Genomic DNA, 23852 nt, shown 5'->3' with positions numbered 1-23852 from the left:
CCTCGGTGGCTCGGGCCTCGGCTGGTTCGGGTGTCCCGGCCTCGGGCGGGGGAGCTGGGGGTGCTGAGGTGCGGCTAGCCGCCGTCACCACCGACCCCATCGACACCACCGAGCACGAGAGGCTCGTCGAGCATCCCGCGGCCGGCGCCATCGTCACCTTCGCCGGAGTCGTCCGCGACCACGACGGAGGGCGCGGCGTCACCGCCCTCGACTACACCGCGCACCCCACCGCCGGCAGCATCGTCGAGCGAGTCGTCGCCGAGATCGCCCAGAACGCCCGCGGAGTCCGCGCCATCGCCGTCAGCCACCGCATCGGCCCCCTCGCCATCGGTGACGCGGCCCTCGTCTGCGCCGTCGCCGCCGACCACCGCGCCGAGGCCTTCGCCACGTGCGCCGAGCTCGTTGATCAGATCAAGGAGCAGCTTCCCGTCTGGAAGCGCCAAGTATTCACCGACGGCACCGACGAATGGGTCAACAGCGCCTAGCTTCGCATTGGGTGGCTAGCCGCGGTGCCCTGGCTTCGGCACGCCAGTCTCGAACCCCGGCCTCGGAAGTGTGCGGTTTTGCACCCTCTCAAGCGCGGTGGAGGGTGCAAAAGTGCACACAACCGGGGCAAGCCGGCAAACCAGAGAGCCGCGACCAACGAGCCTCGAGCGGGGGAGCGGGGGAGCGGGCGAGCAGCCACAGCGCCGAAGGGTGGCGCGCAACGCGAAAGGCCCGCCCTTGGCGGGGCGGGCCTTTCGGATGGTTCAGCGCTTCACGGGTTCAGCCGCGGAGACTCGTGGCGAGGCTCAGAGGCTGTTGACCAGGTCGAGCAGCTCGGGAGCGACGGGCAGGCCGGCGGCGCGTGCATCGCCGATGAGGCGGAGGAGCTCGGCGCGCACGGGGCTGGCGTCGATGGCCTGCTCAGGAGCGGAGATGTTGGTGGGCTGGCCGGGGTTGGCGCGCGGGGTGGGCGCGCTGTTGAGGCCGAGCTTGCTGGAGCAGGCGGGCCATGCGCCCCAGCCCTGGCCGGCGAGGGTGCGCTCGGCAACGGCGATCTGCTGCTGGCGGGTGGCGAGGTCGGCGCGGGGCGCGAAGTCGGTGCCGCCGTAGCCGGCCCAGGTGCCCTGGGAGAACTGGAGGCCGCCGTAGTAGCCGTTGCCCGTGTTGATGTTCCAGTTGCCGCCGGACTCGCACTGTGCGAGGCGGTCCCAATCGGAGTCGGGGGCGGCGTTGGCGGGAGCGGCGAAGAGGACGCCAGCTGCGGAGATCGCTGCGCCGGTGAGCAGAGCCTTCTTGGAGAAGTTGCGGCGGGCGGTCTTGGTGGGCTGTGCGTTCATGGTTACGGTGTTTCCTCTCGGTTGCGCTACTGCGTGCGTGTCGGTGTGCCTTGGTGGTGTCTGTGGCATGCGGCCCGTGGTGCCCCTGTGGTGCGTGCTAGCGGTGATCGTCGGGTGATCGCTGTAGCTAGCAGGTGGGGCGCCGTGCGGGGTGTTCCGCTTGACTGGCAGTGACGCTACGGAGGGTCGTGGGGGTCGCAAAAGGTATTGGTGACGTGGCTCTCAAATGCCACTTTCAATCACGTACACGTCAAAACAGTGCATAAGTCCAGGTGGAACGGGAAAAGTCACGATTCGTTGCCGTCCTGTTATACGTTCGTGATGTAACCGGCGTCACACTTGCGGCGCTGGTTCAGATCTCAATATTTGAGATCCCATTTGCATACAGATAGCAAAATGGGCGAAATGCGCCCTCGTGCGGTCCGCGGGCTAGCCGGGAGGACGTGCAGGTCGCGCGCACCGATAGGCCGCGCGCGAGGCAATGCCGGTCAGCGGAGCCGCGGCATCGAGGCAGCGAAAGCCGATCAGCCGCCAGCAAACGGGGGGAGCGCATCAACGGTGCAGCCCGGGACGAGGACAACGGTCTGGTCCGACACGGCCTGCTCGTCGATGAGGAACTGGCAGCGGCCCAGTACCCGGGCCAGCTCGGGGCCTCGTTCCGACAAGCTTCCCACTAGCCCGGCGAGCGTGGTTCCGCCAGCGATGTCGAGCTGCTCCTCGTCCTTCCCGGCGGCTCGGCCCGCTGCGGCGAAGTAGCGCATGGTCACGGTCATCTCAGCCACCGATCGCGCTCATCGAGCGTGCGGGCTGCAGGAAGGAAGGGTCATTGATCGCATGCCCGGGCAGCTTGCCCCAGGTCGCGTCCCGCCACGCCTGCGCGATCACGTGATCACCATCGGCGTCATTGGTGACCGCCCGGGGGCCACGGAGCAGGGCGCGCAGATCCATCTCGCCGTGGGAGAACAAGCAATTGCGCACCTGCCCATCCGCTGTGAGGCGGGTGCGATCACAGTCTCCGCAGAAGGGGCGGGTCACTGAGGCGATGATCCCGACCGCGGCGGGGCCACCGTTGACCAGGAAACGTTCCGCGGGGGCAGCGCCACGATGCTCGGGGTGGGGCGCGAGGTCGAACCGGGCGGAAAGCAGCTCCAGGATCCGATCGGCGGTGATGAAGGTCTCCCGCTGCCACTCGTGTCCGGCATCGAGCGGCATCTGCTCGATGAAGCGCAGCTCGTAGCCATGGTCGAGGCAGAACTGCAGGAGCTCGGCGGCATCGGTCTCGTTGATGCCGGGCTGGATGACCGCGTTGACCTTCACCGGCCGCAACCCCGCCTGGTGCGCAGCGTCGAGCCCGGTGAGCACGTCGTCGAGGCGGTCGCGGCGCGTGATCGCGTGGAAGTGGCCAGGGTCGATGGTGTCGAGGGAAACGTTGACGCGGTCGAGACCCGCTGCCTTCAATGCTGCTGCCTTGCGGGCCAGGCCGAGCGCGTTCGTCGTCAGCGAGATCTCGGGACGGGGGGAGAGGCTGGCCGTATACCGAACAAGCTCATCGAGCTTGCTGTAGAGGAGGGGTTCCCCGCCAGTGAAGCGGATCTCCTCGATGCCGAGCATCGTCACCGCGATGCGCAGGAGGCGCTGCAGCTCGGCCAGTTCCAGGGCCTCGTCGCGGTCCATCCAGTCGAGTCCTTCTGCGGGCATGCAGTAGGTGCAGCGCAGGTTGCAGCGATCAGTGAGGGAGACGCGTAGGTCCTTGGCAGTGCGGCCGTGCTTGTCCAGCAGGCCCCCGGAAGTGGGCGCGCCCGCTGCTCCGATGGCGCCAGCGCCGCCCGGCATGGAGGACGGGCTCGCTGGCATCGGGATTCCCAGTCTGACAGTTGCCATAGTGACTACCAGCGTACATTTGCGGGGTTATGCCCGTATTCCAGCAATCTCACTGCGTGTTCCGAGTCATCGTGAGGGGGATGCTCAGCGTGGGTAGCGCTGCGCTCCCTGGAAGGGATCGGGGCCGTACCCATACCCGTTGCGGTAGTTGCTGGCCTGATCGACCGGAACGATGCGCTTGCCCAGTGGCATAAGCGAGATCGGGATCATCTTCAGGTTCGCGATCGCCAACGGAATACCAATGATCGTGATGGCCTGCGCGAACGCCGTGATGACATGCCCGAAAGCGATCCAGATGCCCGCCACCAGCAGCCAGATGATGTTGCCCACGAGGGTGAACGTCCCCGACGTCGGCCGATCAACCGTGGTGCTGCCGAACGGCCACAAGGCATAGAGGGCGATGCGGAACGACGCGATGCCAAACGGGATAGTGATGATCAGCACGCAGCAGATGATCCCGGCCAGCAGATACAGCAACGCCAGCCACAAGCCGCCGAAGACCAGCCAGATGATGTTCAGAATGATACGCAGCATTTTTCCTCCCCCTCCTAGTGTGCCCGAGCCTCGAAGAACCAGCCACGCGGGAAAAGCTGCGGGCGCTACCGCCGCCTGGAGCGTTCGCGGGCCGTGCTGAGCACGGGCACCAGTACCGCCATGATGAAGCCGACCGGGCACAGCAGGCTCGCCAGGTAGAGGGCAAGGACTGGCGCTGCCCCGGTGGCATGCAGCACGAAGATCGCGACCAGCGCGAGAGCGCCCACCACGAACATCACTACGCCGGCTCGAAGCGCCAGCGTCTCGGCCCGTGCTTGCGGCTCTCGCGTCCGCGTCCAGCGTCCATACTCGTTTCCCACGCCCACTACGGTACCGGGCGCGACCGACAACTCCTATGGCAAGCACCGTGCCCCGGGCCGCTCCGTCGGATATAAAGCGAAGGACACCTAAGCAGGCAGGGGGATCGATGGCGATCATCGACAACGCGATCTACGTCGACGGAGTGCGGGTCGCTGAGCCCGGCACCCTCGCGCAGACCTATGGGCTCATCCGTGAGCACGACGGCATCGCCTGGATCGGTCTCTACCGCCCGACCATGGAGGACATCGACTCCCTCGCCACCGAGTTCGGCCTGCACCACCTCGCGGTCGAGGATGCCATCTCGGCGCACCAGCGCCCCAAGATCGAGCGCTACGACAATGTCCTGTTCACCGTGCTGCGCCCGGCGCGCTACATCGACGCCGAGGAACGCGTCGAGTTCGGCGAGCTGCATGTCTTTGTTGGCCCAGATTTTGTCATCACCATCCGCCACGCCGAATCCTCCCAGGTCGGCGTGGTCCGGTCCCGCCTCGAGAAGGCGCCAGAACTCCTGCGCATGGGCCCCGAGGCGATCCTCTACGCCATCCTTGACCGCATCGTCGACGAGTACGAGCCCGTGGCCCGCGGGCTCGAGAACGACATCGACGAGATCGAGGACCAGATCTTCACGGGCGATACCCAGGTGGCCCGGCGCATCTATGCGCTCTCGGAGACCGTCATCGAGTTCCAGCGCGCCATCCGGCCCATCCCGACCATCATCGAGGCGCTGCAGCGGGGGTTCGGAAAATATCAGGTGGACGTCGAGCTGCAGCGCTACCTCCGCGACGTGCTTGACCACGCCTTGCGCCTCGCCGACCACGTCGACCAGTTCCGCGCCACCCTGCAGACGGCGCTGACCGTGCACTTCACCCTCGTCGCGCAACAGCAGAACGAGGAGATGCGAAACATGACAGCAGCGAGCCTCGCGCAGAACGAGCAGGTCAAGAGCATCTCATCGTGGGCGGCGATCCTGTTCGCGCCCACTCTCGTCGGCACTGTGTACGGCATGAACTTCGAGCACATGCCCGAGCTGCACTGGACCCTCGGCTACCCCATGGCTATCTCGATGATGCTGCTGACCGGGCTCACCCTCTTCGCCGTGTTCAAGCACAACAAGTGGCTCTAGCCGCCGTATCGGTGCGCGCGGGCCGGAAACACGGGAAATGCCCTAACCACCTCGGAAGCGCTACCATTGCAGGCGCGCCCCGCCCACCGGCGGGCTGCGCGGCTGGCGTGATTTCGCGACCAGCATCGATGAAGCATTCGAGTGATGAGCGGGTGACACAGTGCCTAGCGGCAAGGTGAAGTGGTTCGATGCGGAGAAGGGCTTCGGCTTCCTCTCCCAAGACGACGGCGAGGACGTGCACGTGCGTGCCTCCGCGCTGCCTGCTGGCGTGGAAACGCTCAAAGCGGGACAGCGCGTCGAGTTTGGCATGGCCGTTGGTCGACGGGGCCCGCAGGCGTTGAGCGTCAAGGTGCTCGACCCGATCCCCTCTGTTCGTGGCAATGCCCCGAAGAAGGAAGCCCCGGTCAAGCGGCGCGAGCCCGAGGAGCTCCACGGCATGATCGAGGACATGATCAAGCTGCTCGAGGCATCCGCGCAGTCCACCCTCGGCAAGGGACGGTATCCGGAGCGCAAGACCGCGCAGCGCCTCGCTGAGGTCATGCGTGCCGTTGCCCGGGAGCTCGACGCGTAGCTCTGCGCGCGGCGGCCCAGTGCGCCCGCTGCGAGCCCAGTGCTCCCGAGGAGCTGCACACAAGCGCGGAACACTAGTTCGGGCGCCAGCCATGCATAGTGGCTGGCGCCCGACCTGTATTCGCGGAACGCGTCGTCGGCAGTGCTCCGACGAGGCTGAGCCTGGGGGAGCCCACTGATACCGCCCGAAGTGTTACCTTTTGCACCCTTCCAGCGCCGACGGAGGGTGCAAAACCGCACAGTTCCGGGGCGTCCGGGAGCCCGGGGCGTCCGAGCGTGGGGCGTCCGAGCCTGGGGCGTCCGGAGCCCGGGACGCGGGCGGAGCATCCCGAGCGATGCGCCAGCCACGTGGCCAGCTAGCCGCGGCCTTCCTTCGGGGGCAGTCCCGCCTCGATGCGCGTGCGGTACCGCTCGGACGTCCGCTTCCGGCCGGGCAGCGCGTACGGCGCGCGGCGACGGATATCCGCCATCACCCGGTCGGAGAACTCGGACGGGGATTCATCCGCCCGCATCTGCCCCTGCTCGGGCTCGAAGAGCTCGATGCGGATGGCGGGCCGCTTGGGGAAGCGCACGATGTCCACGCTGCCGGTGATCGTTCCGAGCACGACCTTCGCCTCCGGAACGGCTTGTGCCAGCCGGCCAACGCCACTGCGCGCGCGCATCGTGGCGCCCCGCGAGATGGTGCCCTCGGGGAAGATCCCGATGCATGCGCCGCCCTTCAGCTCGGCGATCGCTGAGCTGAGCGCGGTGGCGTCGCCCTTGCCGCGCTCGATGGGGATCTGGCCCATGCGATCGACGACCCAGGCGACCGGCCGGTACTTCCACAGGCTCGACTTGGCCAGTGCGCGCACCTGCCGATGCGCGATCAGGCCGGTCCCGAACGCTACCGGGTCCCAGTAGCTGTCATGGTTGGCGACGAGCAGCACCGGACCCTCGGCCGGGAGCAGCTCTCCTCCGATGACCTCGAGCCTGCCCCAGTGCTTGACCACCGGGGAGGACACCCGCATTACTGCCCGATAGACGGGCGATACCTCAGAACTGTTCACAGTGCCCCAGCATTCCAGTTCCGCGGGCTACTCGCGCGCTCGGCCCCCTGCGCGGCGTGCCGGACGCGCTACTCGGACGCGGCATTCTGCGGGGTGTCGACGAACACGATCCAGGTGGCAAAGGTGCCGAGCTGCTCCGCGCCGGTGTTGTCGACGAACACGGTGGGCATGTCGAGCTGGATGCCGCCGAGCGTGCGGCCTTCCTCGTCGGTGACGGGGAGGGAGAGCGAGTGCCGATCGCCAGGGGCGTAGGTCTCGTCGGAGAAGGCATCCTCGGAGTCGGCGGGCTCGTAGAGGGCTTGCACGCGGAGCGAGTTGCGGGTCATTTCCTTGGGCAGGGAGATCTGCACCGTATCGCCCGGTTCCGCCTCGATGATGGTGGGCATCTGCGGCTCGTCGCACACTTCCGCGAGGGCATCGTTGAACGCGTTCTGCTGCTCGACGCTATTCATCGGCATGTCCGCGAACTCGCTCACGGTCTCGCGGATGCCGTCGGGGTCGCAGTACTGGATGGGGCCGATCTCGTGGGTCTCGCCGCTCGCGAACACCGCGAGGTGGGGGCGATGCACGTCATCGCGACCGAACCGGACCTGCAGCCCCACGATCGTCGCCACCGCCAGCGTGGACACGACCATCACCGCAATGGCGATGATCAGGAACTTGCGGGGAATAAGTGACATCGAGGAGCTCTCCCAAGGCGTGTCGTGGAATGCTGCGGTTCAGGGCTGCGCGGGTTCGTCGCCGGTGTGCTCGGGGCGGTGCCCGCCCAGGCCCGGGACCAGCGATCGTCCCCGCTGCGTCAGGATAGCCTGTGCCAGTCCGGCTGCCACGCACGCGCCCACCACGCTGAACCCGATCCACAGCTCCGTGGGCATGAGGATGCCCAGCGCGCCGCCGAACACCCAGCTCAGTTGCAGCGCGGTCTCCGAGCGCCCGAACGCGGACGCCCGCGACGCATCGGGCACATCATCCTGGATGAGCGCGTCCAGCGATACCTTCGCGAGGGCGCTCGAGGCGGCGAGCACCGCGGCGAGCAGGGCTACCACCGCGAAAGCGTTGGTCACCGCCACCGCCACCACCATCACCGCGACCACGATGGTGCAGCGGACCACGACCGTCGCGGGCCGGGCCAGCCTGATCCGCGCCCCGACCGCGTTGCCGCCGAAGTTGCCCAGGCCCGCGGCGACGCCGATGACGGCGAGCATCGCTACTTGCATCGCGGGTTCATGCTCGGTGCGCGACTTCGCCACGAACGCCACGAACAGCGTGAGGAACCCAGTGACGAGGCGGATGGTGCACGTGCCCCATAGGCCCACGATGACCAGGCGCCCGAGCGGTTGCCGCCGTCCGCCGGTGATCCGCGTCCGCCACGACGACAACGAGCCTGGCCGTGGATGCTCCCGATATGTGATCGACGCGGGCACCTCGCCCTCGGTGACCTCCACCCACGCCGGGATGCGAATGCTCAGCCATGCCCCGGCCGCCGCGATGACCAGCAGCAGAAGCAGTGCCCCGGGCCAGCCAGAGATCGCCGAGAACGTCATCTCCGCCAGGGCTGCCAGCGCGCCCACCGTGATCGTGCCGACCACGAGCCCGAAGACAGTGAGGCGCGAGTTGGTCCGCACCAGGTCGATGCCGGGAGGCAGCACGCGCGGCGTGACGGCGGCCTTGAGCACGCCGAAGGATTTCGACAGCACCAGCATCCCTAGCGCTGCCGGGTACAGCACCCACGGGATGAAGCTCGCCGTGGCGGTGTCGTAGCTGCTGATCAGCACGAGCACGAGTACCCCGCGCAGCACGAAGGATAGTGCCAGCGCGAGCCGGCGGCCCCGCTGCAACCGGTCTAGTGCCGGTCCGATCAGGGGGGCGATCACGGCGAAGGGCGCGATCGTCACGAGCAGGTAGAGCGCCACCATGCCGCGGCTCTCGCCCGTGGTCGCCGAGAAGAACAAGGTGTTGGCCAGGGCGACCGCGAGGGCAGCGTCCGCGGCGAAGTTCGCGATGGTCGCATAGGTCAGGGCAGTCAGGCCGGACTTGTCGGCGCCGTCGGCGGTGGCGGCGCGGCGGAACGCATCGACGCCCTGCATCGTCAGCTGCCGCGACCGCATAGCCGCTACGCGCGTCACCGTGATCCTGCGTGGCAGGCGAGGCGCTCCGGGAGCGGTGGGCGATTCCGTAGCGGCTGGTAGCGCGGCAGGCCCGGTGCCGGGATCATCGAGGCCGGGATCATCGAGGCCGGATGGTGGATAGTTGTAGAAGCCCGGATGCTCCCCGAACCGTGCCTCGGCGTCATCATCTGGTGGCGTCGCGGAATGGTTCACCGGTCAATTCTCGCGCATCCGTGCCGCGCGCGCCGCCCCGCGGGTGCCGAACGGTTTGCTAGCGGGGCACGAACCGGGCCTCGAGCATGACCGGCCATAGCTTGCCCGTGATGAGGAAGCGGTCCGTGCCGGATATCGCGGCGATCCCATTGAGCACGTCGGCGCCCTGCCTCTCCTCGCGCGAGAGCAGCCCGGATGCATCGATCACGTCCTCGATGGCGCCGGTGCGCGGATCGATGCGCACGATCATGCTCGTTGTCCACACGTTGGCGTATATCCCGTCGGGGGTGCACTCGAGCTCGTTGAGCAGCTCGACGGGCGCGCCGTCGAGGGTGACGGGAATCGTCTCGCGGGCCTCGAACGTCGCCGGGTCCCGCACCGTCAGGGTGCTGGTGCCGTCGCTCATCACGAGGTGATCACCTCGCTCCGCATCCTCGTCGTACGAGCACAGTCCCCAGCCCTCGCCCTCGTAGGTGGTACGGAACTGCTCGTCGAGCGTCTCTGGATCGCGGGCGATCGCCACGCCGTCCTGCCACGTCACTTGCCAGGCGATGTCCTCGGTGACGGTCAGTCCCTCGCCGAAGAAGGGATCGGTGACATCCGCCCGTGCCAGTACCTCGCCGCCCGGGAAGGTCCGCGCCTCCATCCAGGACGATCCCACCAGTCCGGTCGACTCGTAGAGGACGCCATCCGCGAGCTCGAGGCCCTGGGTGAACGAATCGCGCCCGTGCGGATGGCGCTCCACTACCTCAACAGTCGATGTCGCGTCCTCGGGACCCGGGGTCACGGGCTCGGGGCTGGCGGGGGACGGAGCCTGCGAGCCAGTACCAGGCAGGCCGGGCTCCACGCACGCCGCGCCGAGCAGCGGGACGAGCAGGGCCACGGCGATGAGCGGGCGGGAGGGGCGAGGGATTGCATGCATGTGATCAAGATTGCCTGACATCGCTGCGGCACGGAGTCGAGATTTTGCAACGGAATGAGGCAAGATGGACGACGTGAACGCATCCGTCGTGTCGCGCCCGCACAGCTCTGCCGCGGACCCCCGTGCCGCAGCGGACGTTCCTGCGGTGCTGGCACATGCAGTTGATCTCGCGCGCGCGGCAGTGTGCGAGGTCGCGGACCCGGCTTCGGTCGGGGAGCACCTTGGCCTGGTCGCCGAGGAGGAATGGGCCGCCTCCCATCGCTTCGCCGCGCACCTGCCTGGCTACCGCGGCTGGGAATGGAACGTCGTGGTGGCTTCCTGCCCCGGCGCCGATTCCGCCACGGTCAGCGAGTTCGCCCTCCTGCCAGGCAATGGCGCGCTGCTAGCGCCCCAGTGGGTTCCGTGGGAGGACCGCATCGATGCCGGGGATCTCTCGCCCGGTGACATCCTCCCGCCCAAGGATCACGATGAGCGCCTCGTGCCCGGCAGCGTCGAGGCCGACGTGCCCGACGTCGAGGACATCGCCACCGGACTGGGGCTGAGTCGCAAGCAGGTGCTCAGTGTCGAGGGGCGAGCGCTGGCGGCGGAGCGCTGGCTTGCCAGCGATTTCGGCCCGGAAGCGCGCATGGCGAAATCGGCTCCGGGCGCATGCCACGACTGTGGCTTCTACCTGCCTCTCGCCGGCCCGCTCGGTCATGCGTTCGGGGTGTGCGGCAACGAGTACTCCGCCGATGGTCACGTCGTGCATGCCAGGTTTGGCTGCGGCGCGCATTCCGATAGCACCCTGCCCACGGGTGCCGGCTCGCCCCTGTACCAGCCATACGATGACGGCATTCTTGACGTCGACGCCTAGCAGGCCCCGATGGTCATCGAGCTAGACGTTGCGCTGCTGGAATGGGTCATCGGCGCGCGCAGTCCAGGATGGAGCGACTTCTTCACCGCGATCACCGTCTTGGGCAGTGGAATCGCTGTCCTTCTCATCGGGTGCGCAGCGGCGGCCTGGTCAATGGCGCGGCGGCGACCGCACGACGCGGCGACCATCATGTGCGTGCTGGTCAGCGGATGGATCCTGATGTGGATCCTCAAGTTCGTCATGCGCCGGGAACGTCCCGGTGCCGGGGTGGCTCTCGTCGAGGCTACAAGCTCCGCGTTCCCGTCCGGCCACGCCATGATGAGTAGCATGCTCGCCATCGTGCTCGCCGCGACGGTCGTACGGGCCCGCGGCGCCTGGCCCCTGCTTGCCGCGCTGCCCGTGCTGGTGGGGCTATCTCGCGTCTACCTGGGCGTGCATTGGCCCACCGATGTCGTAGCGGGCTGGCTCGTCGGCATCCTCTGGGCGCTAGCGTGCCTGATGCTGCATGCGGTAATGATGCCAGCCAGACCGCGCCAGCATCAGCTAGAGCGCAACTAGCGCGCTGATTGCCAGCCGGGCCGAGGCTTCACAGGCCACTCTGCGCGGAGCGATCGCCCCGCCGGACCGAGCGGCGCTGCAGCAGGAAGATGATGCCGCCGAAGGCAGCGACGCCGAGGCCCGCGATGCACAACGGCACGTAGTGCGACAGGGAATCACCCGAGGCCACGACAACGATTGTTGCGAGGATCCAGCTAAGCAGGCCGACGATGATCACGGGACGCGGATCAGCAAGGCGCGGCGGCAGCGGAGGCGGTTCGGGATGTGTACCCACAGCGCCAACTTAGCGTGTCGTCGACGATCACCGCCAGCGAGTCGGATAACCCCTTGGCCGCGCAACGAAACTCGTGATGGGGCAACGGACGTCAAGCGCGTGGTCGGCTCAGAAGAACATGCCGCCCTGCGGGGTGGCTGCCGTGGCGAAAGCCCGATCGAACACATCAAGGGATTCCTCGTCCGCCGCCCACACCCGTCCGGCCTGCGCCAGCGTATCGGCACGATGCTCACCGAAATAGATCGACGCCAGATCGCCCGCCGTGATCCGCACGCGAGGCTCCTCGTCCACCCGATAGCACTCGCCCGTCTCGCCGCCGCCCGCCGCGCGCAACCGATAGACCCCGCCCTGATCGAGGAAATCGTCCACCACCTCGAACGGCAGGTCCAGGTCCGAGAAGTAGGCCCGCGCCGACAACACCGCCGGAATATCCAGGATCCGCGCCCACAACAGATCGAACGAGCCCGTGATCGCGGGCAGCCGGGGGTTGACAAGCAAGTAGGGAAGCAATGATGTGCGCGGTTCCGAGACCGTGATGGTCTCCATCAGATCCAGTGCGCACAACGCCCGCCACAACGCGATGTAGGCCTCCGGCGTCACCGCGAAAAGATCCGACACCTCCACCGTCATGCGCTTGGCATGATCGCGCACCCGGTACGAGACGAACCCATCCGCATGCACCATGTAGAACAATGCCGAAGCCCCACCGCGGTCCGACTCCGGATCCGCGAACACGCCCCGCCAGAACGCATCCGGCCGCCGCACCGCGCCCGCGCACGTCCGCCGCCAGCGGTCATAGATCGCCGGAACAACCTCCTGGGCCTCCTCGACCCTGGCTAGCCGCACCCCGCCCGGATCAGCCGTTGTATCCCGGAAGCGCGCGAAACGCCGATCCAGCGTGCGCGTGTACTCCACCGTGATCGGCCCATACCCGAACCGGCCGTAGATCCCGCCCTCCGACGCCGTCAGGATCGAAATCGGCGCGCCCGACGCCCGGAACCGCTTGTGCTGCTCGGTCAGCATCGACCGCAGGATGCCCTTGCGCCGATGCGTCGGTGCCACCGACACCCACGTCACGCCTGGCGCATCCACCAGGGCCCCGCCTGGGACCGTGATCTGCAGCTGGTAGTGCATCGTCACGCCCACGACCTCACTGCCGATCGTGGCCACGAGCACGTTCTCATCCGGAGCCAGGTCCCGCGTGATCCCCGTCTTCAGATCAGCGATATGCGCGCCGAACGCGAAGTTGTCCAGCTTGAGGATGTGCGGCCAGTCCTCCTCGGTGGCAGTGCGGACCTTGACCTCGGAAGCATTCTCACTCGTCACCCCTCTAACCTTGGCACAGCCCCTCGGCGAGCGGAACCACCGGCCTCGCGAGAGCCTGCCGGCAACCGGCAAGATGGGGGAGTGGCTCAACCCGTAGACATCACCGACCCCGATGATCCCCGCGTCGACGAATTCCGGGACCTCACCACCGCGGACCGTCGCCCGGATCGGCCCGGCGGGCGCGGCCTCGCCATTGGCGAGGGCACCATCGTCGTCGAACGCATGATCCAGAGCCGCTACGCGCCCACCGCCCTCCTTGGTGTGGCGCGACGCTACGACGAGCTCCACGGCGCACTGAGCGCTATCGAGGCCCCCTACTACCGCGCCAGTGCCGAGACCATGGCCCAGGTCGTTGGCTTCCATCTCAATAGGGGAGTCCTCGCCATCGCGCCCAAGCCACGTCCGCTCGATCTTGACGACGTGCTCCGCGAGGCGCGCACCATCGCCGTCCTCGAGGGGATCGGCGACCACGAGAACCTCGGCTCGATCTTCCGGCACGCCGCCGCGCTCCAGGTCGATGCGATCATCGTGGGCCCGCGCTGCTCCGATCCGCTCTACCGCCGGGCCATCCGCGTCTCGATGGGTCACGTCCTACGCGTGCCCCACACCACCGTCGACGACTGGGACACGCTCGCACACTCCCTCGGACGCCACGGGTTCCACACCGTTGGCCTCACTCCCCAGCAGCCATCCGTGCCGCTCTCTGCCGTCATCGACACGCCGCGCATCGCGTTCCTCCTCGGCGCCGAGGGCCCCGGCCTCAGCGACCACGCGCTGCAGCTCGCGGATACCCGCGCATGCATCCCCATGACTCCAGGCGTGGACTCCCTCAACGTCGCCACCGCTGGCGCCATCGCGTTCTACGAGCGTAGCCGCGAACGGGATGCCCGCGCTGCGACCGAGACCGCATGACCACGCCGACCCCATGGGGCACCGGGCTCGTGTTCGCTGGCTTCGTCGCCATCACCACCGGGTTGCTCGTTGGCATCATTGGGTGGGGCCTGCTCGCCATTCATCCCGTTGTCGCGCTCGGGCTCAACGCGCTCATCGCCGTCGGCGCGGCCCCCGTGCTGTGGGAGCGCCGGTCCGAGCCAGTGCAGCGCTGGGCCGCTCTCGGGCTCGCAGCGGGCACGGTGGGCGCCTGGATCGTTCTCGCTGGCATCGCCCTTGGCGGGTGAGGGGGCTGGGTTGGTGGCTGCGCCGCTAGTGGAAACTTTTCCCCTGCTGAGCGGGAAAAGTCTCCACTACCCCGGCGAGAGCCAGCGGCTAGGTCGAGATCGGAACCGCCGGGCTCGATGGATGCGAGCGAAACGGCGAATGCCCCAGGGGTTTCCCTGGGGCATTCGCGCGACTAGCTATTACTGGGCGCCAGCACGGACGCCGAGCAGCACATCCTCCCAGGATGGCATCGCGGGCTTGTGCGGCTTGCGATCCCGCTTCGGCTCGGATTCATGCTCGGCCGCGGGCTGGGACTGAACGGTCGATGCGCGTTCCTGCTGGCCCCGGCTGCCGGTCTCTGTCGAGGTGGTGGATTCGGATGCCTTGGCCGACTGATGCTGTGGGGTCTCCTGCTGCGAGGCCTGGGTCCTTGGCGACTGCTGCTTGGCAACCTGCGGCTTGGCGGTAGCAATCGGCGTGACCGGGCTCAGCGACGGCCGCGAGCGCGGCGCATCCGGCAGGATCAGCTCGCGAGCAAGATCGTTGAGCGGGGCAGCGGTGCCACCATCAGCGCCAGCGTTGAAGCGCCACAGCGCCTTGTTCTCGGTACGGCCCGCCATCCATCGCAGCTGGACCACCCAGCGCCCCTGCTCGTTGCGCCACGCATCCCACGAGGCGTCATCGAGCTTGTGGCCGCGCGAGCCAAAGGCCATCGCCACCACGGTCGACAACGGATGCTGGGCCGGGCCGTCCTCCCGCAGCGGGTAAGCGCCCTGGGCAAGGCTGGCGATACGAGCCCGCTCGAGCAGCACAGGATGCGCGAACGTCTCTACCCGCGACTTGTGGATGCCCGAGGACTCGACGATCTCCTGCACGCTCGCGCCGGCGCGGATGCGATCCTGGATCTCGCGCGGCCGCAGCTTTGCCTCCATCGCGATCTCGGCCTGGCCAAGGCGGCTCACGTCGCCGTTGGCGGCGGCGCGAAGGCGATCATCGGCGGGAATCTTGAACTTGGCTCCCGTGTTGACGTCGGCGCAAACGATAGCGTTGCCGCCCGGCTCGATACCGACGACCTTGAGTTCCCGCACCCTGACCTCCTTGTGCCGCTGTGCCTTTGCGTTGCCTTGCCGCGGTGCGGCTCAGCGAACTTCAGCTTCTTTATTGCACTGTAATGGTGTCGTGACAAAAATCACCGGTGCGACACGCGGAGAGATGTTGTGCAGGGCGAGGTTTCGTGGAAAAGCCGCGTCGTGTGGTAAGCGGCTGTAGCCACACCGGTGGAGGCCTGGGCTCGGGTGGCTTTGGGGCCGGGCGGCCTTGGGCGCAGGCCAGGTCGTCTTGGGACCGGGCCGGGCTAGCCACCGCCGGGAGTGGAAACTTTTCCCGCTCAGGGGAGGAAAAGTTTCCACTCCCGGAGCACGAGCGGCCAGGCCTGCCGTCCCGGAGCGCGAGCGGCCAGGGCCTGCGCGGAAGCTGCCACAGCCCGTGCCTGCACTCGCACGAAAGGGGCTGGACCGCAGCGCATCACGCGCCCTGCGATCCAGCCCCTTCCGGAGCGGCGTCTGCTAGCCGAGCTTGCTGACGACGTACTCGATGCACTCGGTGAGCTTGGTGATGTCCTCGGGGTCGATGGCCGGGAACATGCCGATGCGCAGCTGGTTGCGGCCGAGCTTGCGATACGGCTCGGTGTCGACGATGCCGTTGGCGCGCAGCACCTTCGCCACGGCTGCGGCATCCACGTCATCGCTGAAGTCGATGGTGCCGACGACCTGCGAGCGGTGCGCGGGGTCGGTGACGAAGGGCTTGGTGTACGAGGTCTTCTCGGCCCAGGCGTAGAGCCGCGAGGACGAGTCGGCGGTGCGCCGCACGGCCCAGTCGAGCCCGCCGTTCTTGTTCATCCACTCGATCTGGTCGGCGAACATCAGGAGGGTGGCCAGCGCAGGCGTGTTGTAGGTCTGATTCTTGAGGCTGTTCTCGACGGCGATGGGCAGGGACAGGAAGTCCGGTGTCCAGCGGCCGCTGGCCTTGATCTCCTCGACGCGGGCGAGCGCGGCGGGGCTCATGATGGCGACCCAGAGGCCACCGTCGGCGGCGAAGCACTTCTGCGGCGCGAAGTAGTAGACGTCGGTATCGGCGATGTCCACGGGCAGCCCGCCAGCGCCGGAGGTGGCGTCGATGGCGATGAGCGCGTTCTCGGAGCCCGCGGGGCGGGTCACGGGCACGGCGACTCCGGTGGAGGTCTCGTTCTGTGCCCAGCCGATGAGATCGACCGAAGGATCGGAGGTGGGCTCGGGGGCACTGCCAGGCTCGGCGCTGATGACGATGGGGTCACCGAGGTGCGGTGCCTTCTTGGAGACCGAGGCGAACTTGTTGCTGAACTCGCCATAGGTGAGGTGCAGCGACCGCTCGCGGATGAGCCCGAACGCAGCGGCATCCCAGAACGCGGTGGTGCCGCCGTTGCCGAGGATGACCTCGTAGCCCTCGGGGAGGGAGAACAGGGTGGCGAGCCCGTCGCGGACGCGGCCGACCACATTCTTGACAGGAGGCTGCCGGTGGCTGGTGCCGAACACGGACGCGCCAGTGTCGACGAGCGACTGGAGCTGCTCGGGGCGGACCTTCGAGGGCCCGCAGCCGAAACGGCCATCCGCGGGCTTGAGGTCGCCGGGAATGGTGATGTCGGTGGTTCCAGTCACGGTCGATGCATTCCTTACTTGGTCTGGAGGCTTCGTTCTGGACGGTATCGCGCGTCCAGGATAGTCGATCGGTGTGGTACGGGCCTCATGCTGCGCGAGGCTAGCGGCCCCATGCGGAGACGAGCAGCAGGCCTGGCCGATCCCGCCCGGCGGCTCCGGCCGATCTCGGCCAGAGCCACCAGCAGGTGCTCGCCAGGCTAGGCACCTAGCGCAGGATGCGGCGCAGCAGGCCCTGCTGCGATTGGCCACCCTCGCCACGGATGGTGTCCCAGCCCTCCACATCGCGAGCGAGGCGGGGAGCGGGCCCGGTGTAGAGCGCGGCGGGCCGGACGAGCTTGCCGAGCCGCTTCTGCTCCATGATGTGCGCGCACCAGCCGGCGGTGCGGGCACAGGTGAACATGGCCGGCATCATGTGCGGTGGCACGCCAGCGAAGTCGAGGATGACCGCGGCCCAGAACTCGACGTTGGTCTCGATGGCGCGATCCGGGCGGCGCTCGCGCAGCTCGGCGAGGGCGGCTTGCTCGAGCGCCGAGGCAGCCTCGAAGCGGGGCGCATTGAGCTTCTTGCAGGTATCGCGCAGGACGCGGGCGCGGGGATCCTCGGCGCGGTAGACGCGGTGACCGAAGCCCATGAGGCGTTCCTTGCGGTCGAGGATTCCCTTGACCATGCCGCGGGGGTCGCCGTTGCGCTCGGCCTCCTCGATCATGGGGAGGACGCGGGCGGGCGCTCCGCCGTGCAGCGGCCCGGACATGGCACCGATGGCGCCGGAGAGGCTCGCAGCGACGTCAGCGCCGGTGGAGGCGATGACGCGGGCGGTGAAGGTGGAGGCATTGAGGCCGTGCTCCGCGGCGGAGACCCAGTAGGCGTCGATGGCGCGGATGTGATCGGGGTCCGGCTCGCCCTGCCAGCGCGTCATGAATCGTGCTGTGACGGTGGGGCATTCGTCAATGATCTTCTGCGGCACGGCGGGCTGGTGGAGGCCACGGGCCGACTGCGCGACGTAGGACAGTGCCATGACGGAGGCGCGCGCGAGGTTGTCGCGGGCGGTGTCGTCGTCGATGTCGAGCAGCGGCTGGTATCCCCAGATGGGGGCGAGCATGGCCAGGCCGGCCTGCACGTCGACGCGCACGTCGCCGGTGTGGACGGGGATCGGGAAGGGCTCCGCGGGTGGCAGGGCGTCGCCGAACTTGCCGTCGACGAGGAGGGCCCAGGCATCGCCAAAGGTGACGTCGTTGCTGACGAGGTCCTCGATATCCACGCCCCGGTAGCGCAGCGCGCCGCCGTCCTTGTCAGGCTCCGCGATCTCGGTGGTGAAGGCGAGGACTCCTTCGAGCCCGGGTGAGAAGCCTTCGGGAAGTTCGACTGCCATGTATGACGCTCCTGTTGTCGTTCTGGGTCGTATGCGGCGCGCGCCCAATGGAACCGGGGCCTGGTGGGCGGGTTCCGCGATGGTGCGATCCGGGCAGGGGCACAATGGGGCTCATGCTCCGGGAACGCTGCTCGGGCGTAGCGTATGGGTGTGGTGCGTAACCCTTCCGATTCTCTCGATCTCGCGCGCATGCGGGTCAGTTATGGGGACAGAACAGTGCCGAGCATGTCGGGCGAACATGCTGATCTCGATGAGGCGTGGCTCGAGGACGGCTGGTTGCCGCTGTTCGCCCGGTGGCTGCTTGACGCTACTGAGTATGTCGCATCGGACGGCGGGCGCATCACCGAACCCAATGCAATGGTGCTCGGCACAGTGGATGCAGCGGGCGTGCCAGCGACGCGGACGGTGCTGTGCAAGGGCGTCGATGAGCGCGGAATCGTGTTCTTCACGAACTACGAATCCGCCAAGGCGCAGCATCTTTCGGCTCATCCGGTGGCTTCGGTGACGTTCCCGTGGATCCCGCTGGCCAGGCAGGTTCACTTCCGTGGAGCTGTGGAGAAGATCTCATCGGAGGAGACGCTGGCCTACTGGCGCACCCGCTCGCGCGGCTCTCAGGTGGGGGCGTGGGCGTCGCGGCAGTCCTGGCCCCTCGGGTCGCGGGGCGAGTTGCTCGCGGCGGCCGAGGAGGTGCGGGAGAGGTTCCACGATCTGGACGAGCTTCCGGTGCCGCCGTTCTGGGGCGGGTATCGAATTCGCCCATTCATGGTCGAGTTCTGGCAGGGTGGACAGGACAGATTGCATAATCGGATCCGTTGCGAGCTTGGTGAGGGGTCCTGCCAGGTTTTGCGCGTGCAGCCATGACCACACCGCTACCCGGGTTCGCCCGGTGAGGTGGGTTTCGACTAAGTTCGTGGATATGGTTGTGCGTTGAGTGGTCGCGCATGTGCCGATACGCTACTGACCAGTTGAGTCTGAGAAGGAGCCCTCGTGCCCGCTGAGAATGAAGACAAAGTGGTACTCAGTTACCCCGGTGGTGACTACGAGATGCCGATCACTCGGGCGACCGAGGGCAATGACGGGTTCAACCTCGGCAAACTGCTCAGCGAGACGGGATACACCACCCTCGATGGGGGATTCGTCAATACGGCGTCCACGTCGTCGGCGATCACCTACATCGACGGCGAGAAGGGCATCCTGCGCTACCGGGGCTACCCGATCGAGCAGCTCGCGCAGAACTCCAGCTTCCTCGAGGTCTCCTACCTGTTGATCTACGGCGAGCTTCCCACCGCGGACCAGCTCTCGGATTTCACCTATCGCATCGAGCGGCACACCATGCTGCACGAGGACCTGAAGCGATTCTTCGACGGTTTCCCGCGCAACGCGCACCCCATGCCGGTGCTGTCGTCCGCCGCGAACGCGCTGTCCGCCTACTACCAGGACTCGCTCGACCCGAACGATCCCGAGCAGGTCGAGGTATCGACGATCCGGTTGCTCGCGAAGCTGCCGACGATCGCGGCCTACGCCTACAAGAAGTCCGTGGGCCAGCCCTTCCTGTACCCGGACAACTCGATGACCCTCGTCGAGAACTTCCTGCGCATGACGTTCGGCTTCCCCGCCGAGCCGTACGAGGCTGATCCCGAGGTCGTCAAGGCCCTCGACATGCTGCTCATCCTGCATGCCGACCATGAGCAGAACTGCTCCACGTCCACCGTGCGGCTCGTGGGCTCCTCGAACGCGAACCTGTTCACCTCGATCTCCGGCGGCATCAACGCCCTGTGGGGCCCGCTGCACGGCGGCGCCAACCAGGCCGTGCTCGAGATGCTCGACGACATCAAGGCGCAGGACCTCGACGTGAGCGAGTTCATTCGCAAGGTCAAGGACAAGGAAGAGGGCGTGAAGCTCATGGGCTTCGGGCACCGCGTCTACCGGAACTATGACCCGCGCGCTGCCATCGTCAAGAAGACCGCGCACGACATCCTCGACAAGCTCGGCGCTCGCGATGAGCTGCTCGAGATCGCCATGAAGCTCGAGGAAGCCGCCCTCACTGACGACTACTTCGTCGAGCGCAAGCTCTACCCGAACGTGGATTTCTACACCGGTCTGATCTATCGGGCCATGGGGTTCCCCACGCGCATGTTCACCGTCATGTTCGCGCTCGGCCGGCTGCCCGGCTGGATCGCGCACTGGCGCGAAATGCATGCGGACCCCACCACCAAGATCGGGCGTCCCCGCCAGATCTACACTGGATACACCGAACGCGACTACACAGAGGTTTCGGCGCGATAAACCATGACAAAACCAGAAGTTGAGTTCCAGCCAGGCCCCCCTCCCACCGAGCTCGTCACTAAGGACCTCGTGGAAGGCGACGGCGCGGAAGCAGTGCCCGGCGCCACCGTCGAGGTGCACTACGTCGGCGTTGACTACGAGACCGGCGAGGAGTTCGACTCCTCCTGGAACCGTGGCGAGTCCATCAGCTTCCCGCTGCGTGGTCTTATCAAGGGCTGGCAGGAGGGGATCCCCGGCATGAAGGTCGGCGGTCGCCGCCAGCTCACCATCCCGCCCGCCCTGGCCTACGGCCCGAGCGGATCGGGGCACCGCCTTGCCGGACGCACCCTCGTGTTCGTCATCGACCTGCTCGCCGTGCAGTAGACGCGGCTTAAAGCAAACAAGGCCCTGGCCTCCCGAAACCTTCGGGATGCCAGGGCCTTGCTCTATTGCAAACGCGAGAGAAATCTCGGAAAACCCAGGTCAGCTTCTCTCGCGTTTGACGATTTCCCGTGCTTTTGCCGATACGCGCCCGTCGAGCGCCGAGCGCTATGCGGCCTGGCGCGCTGTCCGCCACCGATAGCCCGCGAGCCCGAGCGCGACCAGCAGCAGCATGCCGCCAGCACCGAGCCCCAGCAGCGCCACCATGGTGGGCACATCAAGCACCCGCCCCTCGCCCAGCGGCTGGGCCACGGCAACCTCGACCGGATCAGCCGACAAGCTCGCGCGCGGTGTCACGCTGACCACGCCGTTCACGCTGGTGCTCACCTGCTCCGCGGTGCTGCCGAGCTGGCCCAATCCTGCGACTAGCTGCTGGGATCCGTCGGTGAGCTGGCCCGACCCGTCATCGAGCTGGACGAGGCCGTCACGCAGCTGCACGGCTCCGTCCCGCAGCTCGGCAGAACCGGCGGCGAGCTGGCCCGCGCCCGAATCAACCTGGCCCGCGCCATCGGCGAGCTGTGCCGCGCCCACCCGGAAATCACTGGACGGATCATCGAGCTGGAACGCGAGCTGCCGGGCGCCTTCCCGGAGCTGCTCGAGCTGGACCAGCGCGGCGGCGATCTCCGGGGCGAACGGAGCCGCCGCGGACTTCAGTGGCAGCAGCTGGGCCACGAGCTGGTCCACACCGCCGCTGATCTGCGTTGCGCCGTCACCGAGCTGGTCGATGCCACCCTGGAACTCGTTGACGCCCACGCGGAGCTGCCCCGTTCCTTCCTTCAATTGCCCGGCTCCGGCCGCGAGCTCGCCGGCGCCGCCCGCGAGCTGCTCGGAGCCAGCGCGGGCCTGCCCGATGCCCGCGGCAAGCTCGCCAGCGCCAGCGTTGAGCTGCTCCGATCCCTCCAGTGCCTGGCCGGAGCCGGCGGCGAGGAACGTCGCTGCGAGCTTGTCGCGCTGCAACTCGCGCAACGCATCCTCCAGGCGCGTCAGGTCCGGGCCGCCGCTGTCCACGACCTGTGTCGTCGTGGCCGAGGTCGCTGGGGGAGTGGAAGCCAGCGTCACGGAACCGCCAGCGGCGAGCGCGGTCGCGGTGATCGCCAGCGCCGCGGGAAAGCGGTAACGTCGGATCGTCGACTTCGGCCGTGTGCTTGCCATGCAGAACTCCCTAAGCTGTGTGGTCCGGGGCGGTGCCAGCGCGGTGCAATCGTGATAGCGGCCCGATGGCGGTCCGTTGTGTATTCGGCGCGGCGAGCGGGCAGTATTGGTAGCTGTGACCGGTGTCCCAGTGCTACTGGGCACAGTGGTCCTGGAGGTACCCGTCGGCGATGCGGCTTGGCTGGATGCGCGGCACCTGGAAGTGCCCGTCCTGGATGTGCCCCGTGCATTGCGCAAGGCCGCCGATCGGTGCCGGTGCCGTGTGGATCCCAGTATGGGCAGCAGCGAAAGGAAAAGGACAATCGCGACCAATAGTGCGACCGAGAACACAATCGTGTGGTTCCGCCGCGACCTGCGGCTCAACGACCTCCCCACGCTGCTCGCCGCCGCCGACTCCGCGCGCAACGCGCTCGCCGTGTTCGTGCTCGATCCGGCACTCATCAAGCCCTCCGGCGTGCGCCGCCGCACCGCCCTCATCGCGTGCCTCAACAGCCTCGATGAAGCCCTCGGCGGGCGACTCCTCGTGGTCCGCGGCAACCCCGTCGACATCATCCCCGACCTCGCGCGACGCATCGAAGCGACCCAGGTCCACATCAGCTCCGATCACGGCCCCTACGGAACCCGTCGCGATATGGCCGTCGAGCAGCACATCCCGCTCGTGCGCACCGGCTCCCCGTTCGCCGTCGCGCCCGGCCGCATCGTCAAGGACGACGGCACCGCCTACCGCGTGTTCACCCCCTTCTACAAGCGGTGGCTCGACCACGGCTGGCGCGCCCCCGCCGCCACGAGCGCCAGCACCAACGCCTGGATCGACCCCGCCGACCTCACCGGCATCGAGCGCGCGGAGCTGCCCGCCAACATCAAGCCCGTCTGCCCGGTCGGCGAGCCCGCCGCCCACGAGCAATGGCAGCAATACCTCGCCAATGGCATCGACGAGTACAAGGAGCACCGCGACCGCCCCGACCTCGACGACACCTCCCGCATGTCCGTCCACCTCAAGTGGGGAACCATCCATCCCCGCACCATGCTCGCCGACCTGCGCGACCACGACAGCGACGGAGCGCGGGAGCTGCGGCGCCAGCTCGCGTGGCGCGACTTCTACGCCGACGTGCTCGCCCGCGAGCCGCGCTCTGCCCGCCAGAACCTCAACCGCGACTTCGACCGCATGCCCACCAGCACCGACACCCCCGAGGCGCAGGAGCTGCTCGCCGCGTGGAAGGCCGGGCGCACGGGCTACCCCATCGTCGACGCCGGAATGCGACAGCTTCTCCAGGAGGGCTGGATGCACAACCGCGTGCGCATGATCGTTGCTTCGTTCCTCGTCAAGGACCTCCACCTGCCATGGTGGTGGGGCGCACGGTTCTTCATGCGCCACCTCGTCGATGGAGATCTCCCTGCCAACCAGCACGGCTGGCAATGGATCGCTGGCTCCGGCACCGACGCCGCGCCCTACTTCCGCATCTTCAACCCCATCACGCAGGGGCAGCGCTACGACCCCCAGGGGGACTACGTGCGCCGCTGGGTGCCCGAGCTACGCGGCATCGCGGGCAAGGAAGTCCACACCGTCGGCCAGCGAGGCATCCAGGTGGACGGCTACCCCGCGCCCATCGTGGACCATGCCGTGGAGCGCCGCGAGGCACTCGCCCGCTACGAGCACGTCAAGCACGCCGACTGAGGCGCAGCGAGCCTTCCGATCGTGAACACCTGGCCACGTGACGCGTGG

The 23852-nt window shown here is 67.7% G+C and carries 26 protein-coding genes; 11 read left to right on the top strand and 15 right to left on the bottom strand.

Features of this window, described 5'->3' with window-relative positions; all coding sequences use genetic code 11:
- Positions 1-68: 68 nt before the first annotated feature.
- Entirely contained in the window at positions 69-485 is a 417-nt protein-coding gene (locus tag QC765_RS05935; RefSeq protein ID WP_278313653.1) for a molybdenum cofactor biosynthesis protein MoaE, read from the top strand.
- Positions 486-791: 306 nt separating this feature from the next.
- On the opposite strand, the gene QC765_RS05930 is transcribed toward QC765_RS05935, so the two are convergent.
- The 5 genes from QC765_RS05930 to QC765_RS05910 form a co-directional block, all read right to left on the bottom strand.
- The gene (locus tag QC765_RS05930; RefSeq protein ID WP_278313512.1) at positions 792-1322 is read right to left on the bottom strand and encodes a transglycosylase family protein; all 531 of its coding nucleotides are present in this window, start codon (positions 1320-1322) and stop codon (positions 792-794) included.
- A 524-nt stretch (positions 1323-1846) separates the two neighbouring features.
- Complete coding sequence (locus tag QC765_RS05925) at positions 1847-2095, bottom strand: MoaD/ThiS family protein (protein WP_278313652.1); 249 nt, start codon at positions 2093-2095, stop codon at positions 1847-1849.
- A 1-nt stretch (position 2096) separates the two neighbouring features.
- The gene (moaA, locus tag QC765_RS05920; RefSeq protein WP_373876693.1) at positions 2097-3203 is read right to left on the bottom strand and encodes a GTP 3',8-cyclase MoaA; all 1107 of its coding nucleotides are present in this window, start codon (positions 3201-3203) and stop codon (positions 2097-2099) included.
- An 84-nt stretch (positions 3204-3287) separates the two neighbouring features.
- Positions 3288-3734 (bottom strand): YccF domain-containing protein, encoded by a 447-nt coding sequence (locus QC765_RS05915; RefSeq protein WP_278313650.1) that lies wholly within the window; start codon positions 3732-3734, stop codon positions 3288-3290.
- A gap of 68 nt (positions 3735-3802) precedes the next feature.
- Positions 3803-4057, bottom strand: a complete 255-nt coding sequence (locus QC765_RS05910; RefSeq protein WP_278313511.1) for a hypothetical protein — start codon at positions 4055-4057, stop codon at positions 3803-3805.
- A gap of 107 nt (positions 4058-4164) precedes the next feature.
- On the opposite strand from QC765_RS05910, the gene QC765_RS05905 reads away from it, so the two are divergent.
- Both QC765_RS05905 and QC765_RS05900 read left to right on the top strand, forming a co-directional pair.
- Positions 4165-5181, top strand: coding sequence for a magnesium and cobalt transport protein CorA (locus tag QC765_RS05905; protein ID WP_278313510.1), 1017 nt, complete (start codon positions 4165-4167; stop codon positions 5179-5181).
- 160 nt (positions 5182-5341) lie between these two features.
- Positions 5342-5752 (top strand): cold-shock protein, encoded by a 411-nt coding sequence (locus QC765_RS05900; protein ID WP_278313509.1) that lies wholly within the window; start codon positions 5342-5344, stop codon positions 5750-5752.
- A gap of 355 nt (positions 5753-6107) precedes the next feature.
- Here the strand turns inward: QC765_RS05900 and QC765_RS05895 are convergent, their stop codons facing one another.
- From QC765_RS05895 to QC765_RS05880, 4 genes are all read right to left on the bottom strand, one after another.
- Positions 6108-6797, bottom strand: a complete 690-nt coding sequence (locus QC765_RS05895; RefSeq protein ID WP_278313508.1) for a lysophospholipid acyltransferase family protein — start codon at positions 6795-6797, stop codon at positions 6108-6110.
- Between the two features lie 68 nt (positions 6798-6865).
- Positions 6866-7477, bottom strand: coding sequence for a DUF2771 family protein (locus tag QC765_RS05890; protein ID WP_278313507.1), 612 nt, complete (start codon positions 7475-7477; stop codon positions 6866-6868).
- Positions 7478-7516: 39 nt separating this feature from the next.
- Positions 7517-9118 (bottom strand): MFS transporter, encoded by a 1602-nt coding sequence (locus tag QC765_RS05885; protein WP_278313506.1) that lies wholly within the window; start codon positions 9116-9118, stop codon positions 7517-7519.
- A gap of 58 nt (positions 9119-9176) precedes the next feature.
- Positions 9177-10040, bottom strand: a complete 864-nt coding sequence (locus tag QC765_RS05880; protein WP_278313505.1) for a glutaminyl-peptide cyclotransferase — start codon at positions 10038-10040, stop codon at positions 9177-9179.
- Positions 10041-10104: 64 nt separating this feature from the next.
- Between QC765_RS05880 and QC765_RS05875 the strand changes: the two genes are divergently transcribed.
- Together QC765_RS05875 and QC765_RS05870 are read left to right on the top strand one after the other, a co-directional pair.
- The gene (locus QC765_RS05875; protein WP_278313504.1) at positions 10105-10893 is read left to right on the top strand and encodes a DUF3027 domain-containing protein; all 789 of its coding nucleotides are present in this window, start codon (positions 10105-10107) and stop codon (positions 10891-10893) included.
- A 9-nt stretch (positions 10894-10902) separates the two neighbouring features.
- Positions 10903-11451, top strand: coding sequence for a phosphatase PAP2 family protein (locus tag QC765_RS05870; RefSeq protein ID WP_278313503.1), 549 nt, complete (start codon positions 10903-10905; stop codon positions 11449-11451).
- Positions 11452-11479: 28 nt separating this feature from the next.
- Here the strand turns inward: QC765_RS05870 and QC765_RS05865 are convergent, their stop codons facing one another.
- Complete coding sequence (locus QC765_RS05865) at positions 11480-11725, bottom strand: DUF2530 domain-containing protein (RefSeq protein ID WP_278313502.1); 246 nt, start codon at positions 11723-11725, stop codon at positions 11480-11482.
- Between the two features lie 108 nt (positions 11726-11833).
- Positions 11834-13051, bottom strand: coding sequence for a GNAT family N-acetyltransferase (locus QC765_RS05860; protein WP_278313501.1), 1218 nt, complete (start codon positions 13049-13051; stop codon positions 11834-11836).
- A gap of 81 nt (positions 13052-13132) precedes the next feature.
- On the opposite strand from QC765_RS05860, the gene QC765_RS05855 reads away from it, so the two are divergent.
- Both QC765_RS05855 and QC765_RS05850 read left to right on the top strand, forming a co-directional pair.
- Positions 13133-13963, top strand: a complete 831-nt coding sequence (locus tag QC765_RS05855) for a TrmH family RNA methyltransferase (RefSeq protein ID WP_278313500.1) — start codon at positions 13133-13135, stop codon at positions 13961-13963.
- On the top strand, positions 13960-14229 hold the full coding sequence (locus tag QC765_RS05850) for a DUF2537 domain-containing protein (protein WP_278313499.1): 270 nt from the start codon (positions 13960-13962) through the stop codon (positions 14227-14229). Before QC765_RS05855 ends, QC765_RS05850 begins: the two co-directional genes overlap by 4 nt.
- A gap of 180 nt (positions 14230-14409) precedes the next feature.
- On the opposite strand, the gene sepH is transcribed toward QC765_RS05850, so the two are convergent.
- The 3 genes from sepH to QC765_RS05835 form a co-directional block, all read right to left on the bottom strand.
- Positions 14410-15297 (bottom strand): septation protein SepH, encoded by an 888-nt coding sequence (gene sepH, locus QC765_RS05845; protein ID WP_278313498.1) that lies wholly within the window; start codon positions 15295-15297, stop codon positions 14410-14412.
- A gap of 477 nt (positions 15298-15774) precedes the next feature.
- Positions 15775-16902 carry a phosphoserine transaminase gene (gene serC / locus QC765_RS05840; RefSeq protein WP_278313497.1) on the bottom strand — a complete coding sequence of 376 codons (1128 nt, stop codon included), beginning with the start codon at positions 16900-16902 and terminating at the stop codon, positions 15775-15777.
- A gap of 205 nt (positions 16903-17107) precedes the next feature.
- Positions 17108-18271, bottom strand: a complete 1164-nt coding sequence (locus QC765_RS05835; RefSeq protein ID WP_278313496.1) for a citrate synthase 2 — start codon at positions 18269-18271, stop codon at positions 17108-17110.
- Between the two features lie 144 nt (positions 18272-18415).
- Here QC765_RS05835 and pdxH point away from each other — a divergent pair, with 144 nt between their 5' ends.
- The 3 genes from pdxH (at position 18416) to QC765_RS05820 (ending at position 20920) form a co-directional block, all read left to right on the top strand.
- Complete coding sequence (gene pdxH, locus QC765_RS05830) at positions 18416-19132, top strand: pyridoxamine 5'-phosphate oxidase (RefSeq protein WP_278313495.1); 717 nt, start codon at positions 18416-18418, stop codon at positions 19130-19132.
- Positions 19133-19258: 126 nt separating this feature from the next.
- Entirely contained in the window at positions 19259-20557 is a 1299-nt protein-coding gene (locus tag QC765_RS05825; protein WP_278313494.1) for a citrate synthase, read from the top strand.
- A gap of 3 nt (positions 20558-20560) precedes the next feature.
- Positions 20561-20920: an FKBP-type peptidyl-prolyl cis-trans isomerase gene (locus tag QC765_RS05820; protein WP_278313493.1), complete on the top strand. Its 360-nt coding sequence runs from the start codon at positions 20561-20563 to the stop codon at positions 20918-20920.
- A gap of 165 nt (positions 20921-21085) precedes the next feature.
- On the opposite strand, the gene QC765_RS05815 is transcribed toward QC765_RS05820, so the two are convergent.
- On the bottom strand, positions 21086-22129 hold the full coding sequence (locus tag QC765_RS05815) for a hypothetical protein (RefSeq protein WP_278313492.1): 1044 nt from the start codon (positions 22127-22129) through the stop codon (positions 21086-21088).
- Between the two features lie 274 nt (positions 22130-22403).
- On the opposite strand from QC765_RS05815, the gene QC765_RS05810 reads away from it, so the two are divergent.
- Positions 22404-23804 (top strand): cryptochrome/photolyase family protein, encoded by a 1401-nt coding sequence (locus QC765_RS05810; protein ID WP_278313491.1) that lies wholly within the window; start codon positions 22404-22406, stop codon positions 23802-23804.
- Positions 23805-23852 lie beyond the last annotated feature (48 nt).

Origin of the sequence: Hoyosella levis, assembly GCF_026008515.1 — a bacterium.
Lineage (GTDB): Bacteria > Actinomycetota > Actinomycetes > Mycobacteriales > Mycobacteriaceae > Lolliginicoccus > Lolliginicoccus levis.
This window is presented reverse-complemented; position numbering and strand designations above follow the sequence as displayed.

Excerpts from the sequence above, each read along its gene's own strand:
- QC765_RS05930 (WP_278313512.1), bottom strand. The coding sequence starts at position 1,322 with ATGAACGCACAGCCCACCAAGACCGCCCGCCGCAACTTCTCCAAGAAG.
- QC765_RS05925 (WP_278313652.1), bottom strand. The coding sequence starts at position 2,095 with ATGACCGTGACCATGCGCTACTTCGCCGCAGCGGGCCGAGCCGCCGGG.
- moaA (WP_373876693.1), bottom strand. The coding sequence starts at position 3,203 with ATGGCAACTGTCAGACTGGGAATCCCGATGCCAGCGAGCCCGTCCTCC.
- QC765_RS05905 (WP_278313510.1), top strand. The coding sequence starts at position 4,165 with ATGGCGATCATCGACAACGCGATCTACGTCGACGGAGTGCGGGTCGCT.
- QC765_RS05890 (WP_278313507.1), bottom strand. The coding sequence starts at position 7,477 with ATGTCACTTATTCCCCGCAAGTTCCTGATCATCGCCATTGCGGTGATG.
- QC765_RS05880 (WP_278313505.1), bottom strand. The coding sequence starts at position 10,040 with ATGCATGCAATCCCTCGCCCCTCCCGCCCGCTCATCGCCGTGGCCCTG.
- QC765_RS05875 (WP_278313504.1), top strand. The coding sequence starts at position 10,105 with ATGGACGACGTGAACGCATCCGTCGTGTCGCGCCCGCACAGCTCTGCC.
- QC765_RS05870 (WP_278313503.1), top strand. The coding sequence starts at position 10,903 with ATGGTCATCGAGCTAGACGTTGCGCTGCTGGAATGGGTCATCGGCGCG.
- QC765_RS05850 (WP_278313499.1), top strand. The coding sequence starts at position 13,960 with ATGACCACGCCGACCCCATGGGGCACCGGGCTCGTGTTCGCTGGCTTC.
- QC765_RS05835 (WP_278313496.1), bottom strand. The coding sequence starts at position 18,271 with ATGGCAGTCGAACTTCCCGAAGGCTTCTCACCCGGGCTCGAAGGAGTC.
- pdxH (WP_278313495.1), top strand. The coding sequence starts at position 18,416 with ATGGGTGTGGTGCGTAACCCTTCCGATTCTCTCGATCTCGCGCGCATG.
- QC765_RS05820 (WP_278313493.1), top strand. The coding sequence starts at position 20,561 with ATGACAAAACCAGAAGTTGAGTTCCAGCCAGGCCCCCCTCCCACCGAG.
- QC765_RS05815 (WP_278313492.1), bottom strand. The coding sequence starts at position 22,129 with ATGGCAAGCACACGGCCGAAGTCGACGATCCGACGTTACCGCTTTCCC.
- QC765_RS05810 (WP_278313491.1), top strand. The coding sequence starts at position 22,404 with ATGGGCAGCAGCGAAAGGAAAAGGACAATCGCGACCAATAGTGCGACC.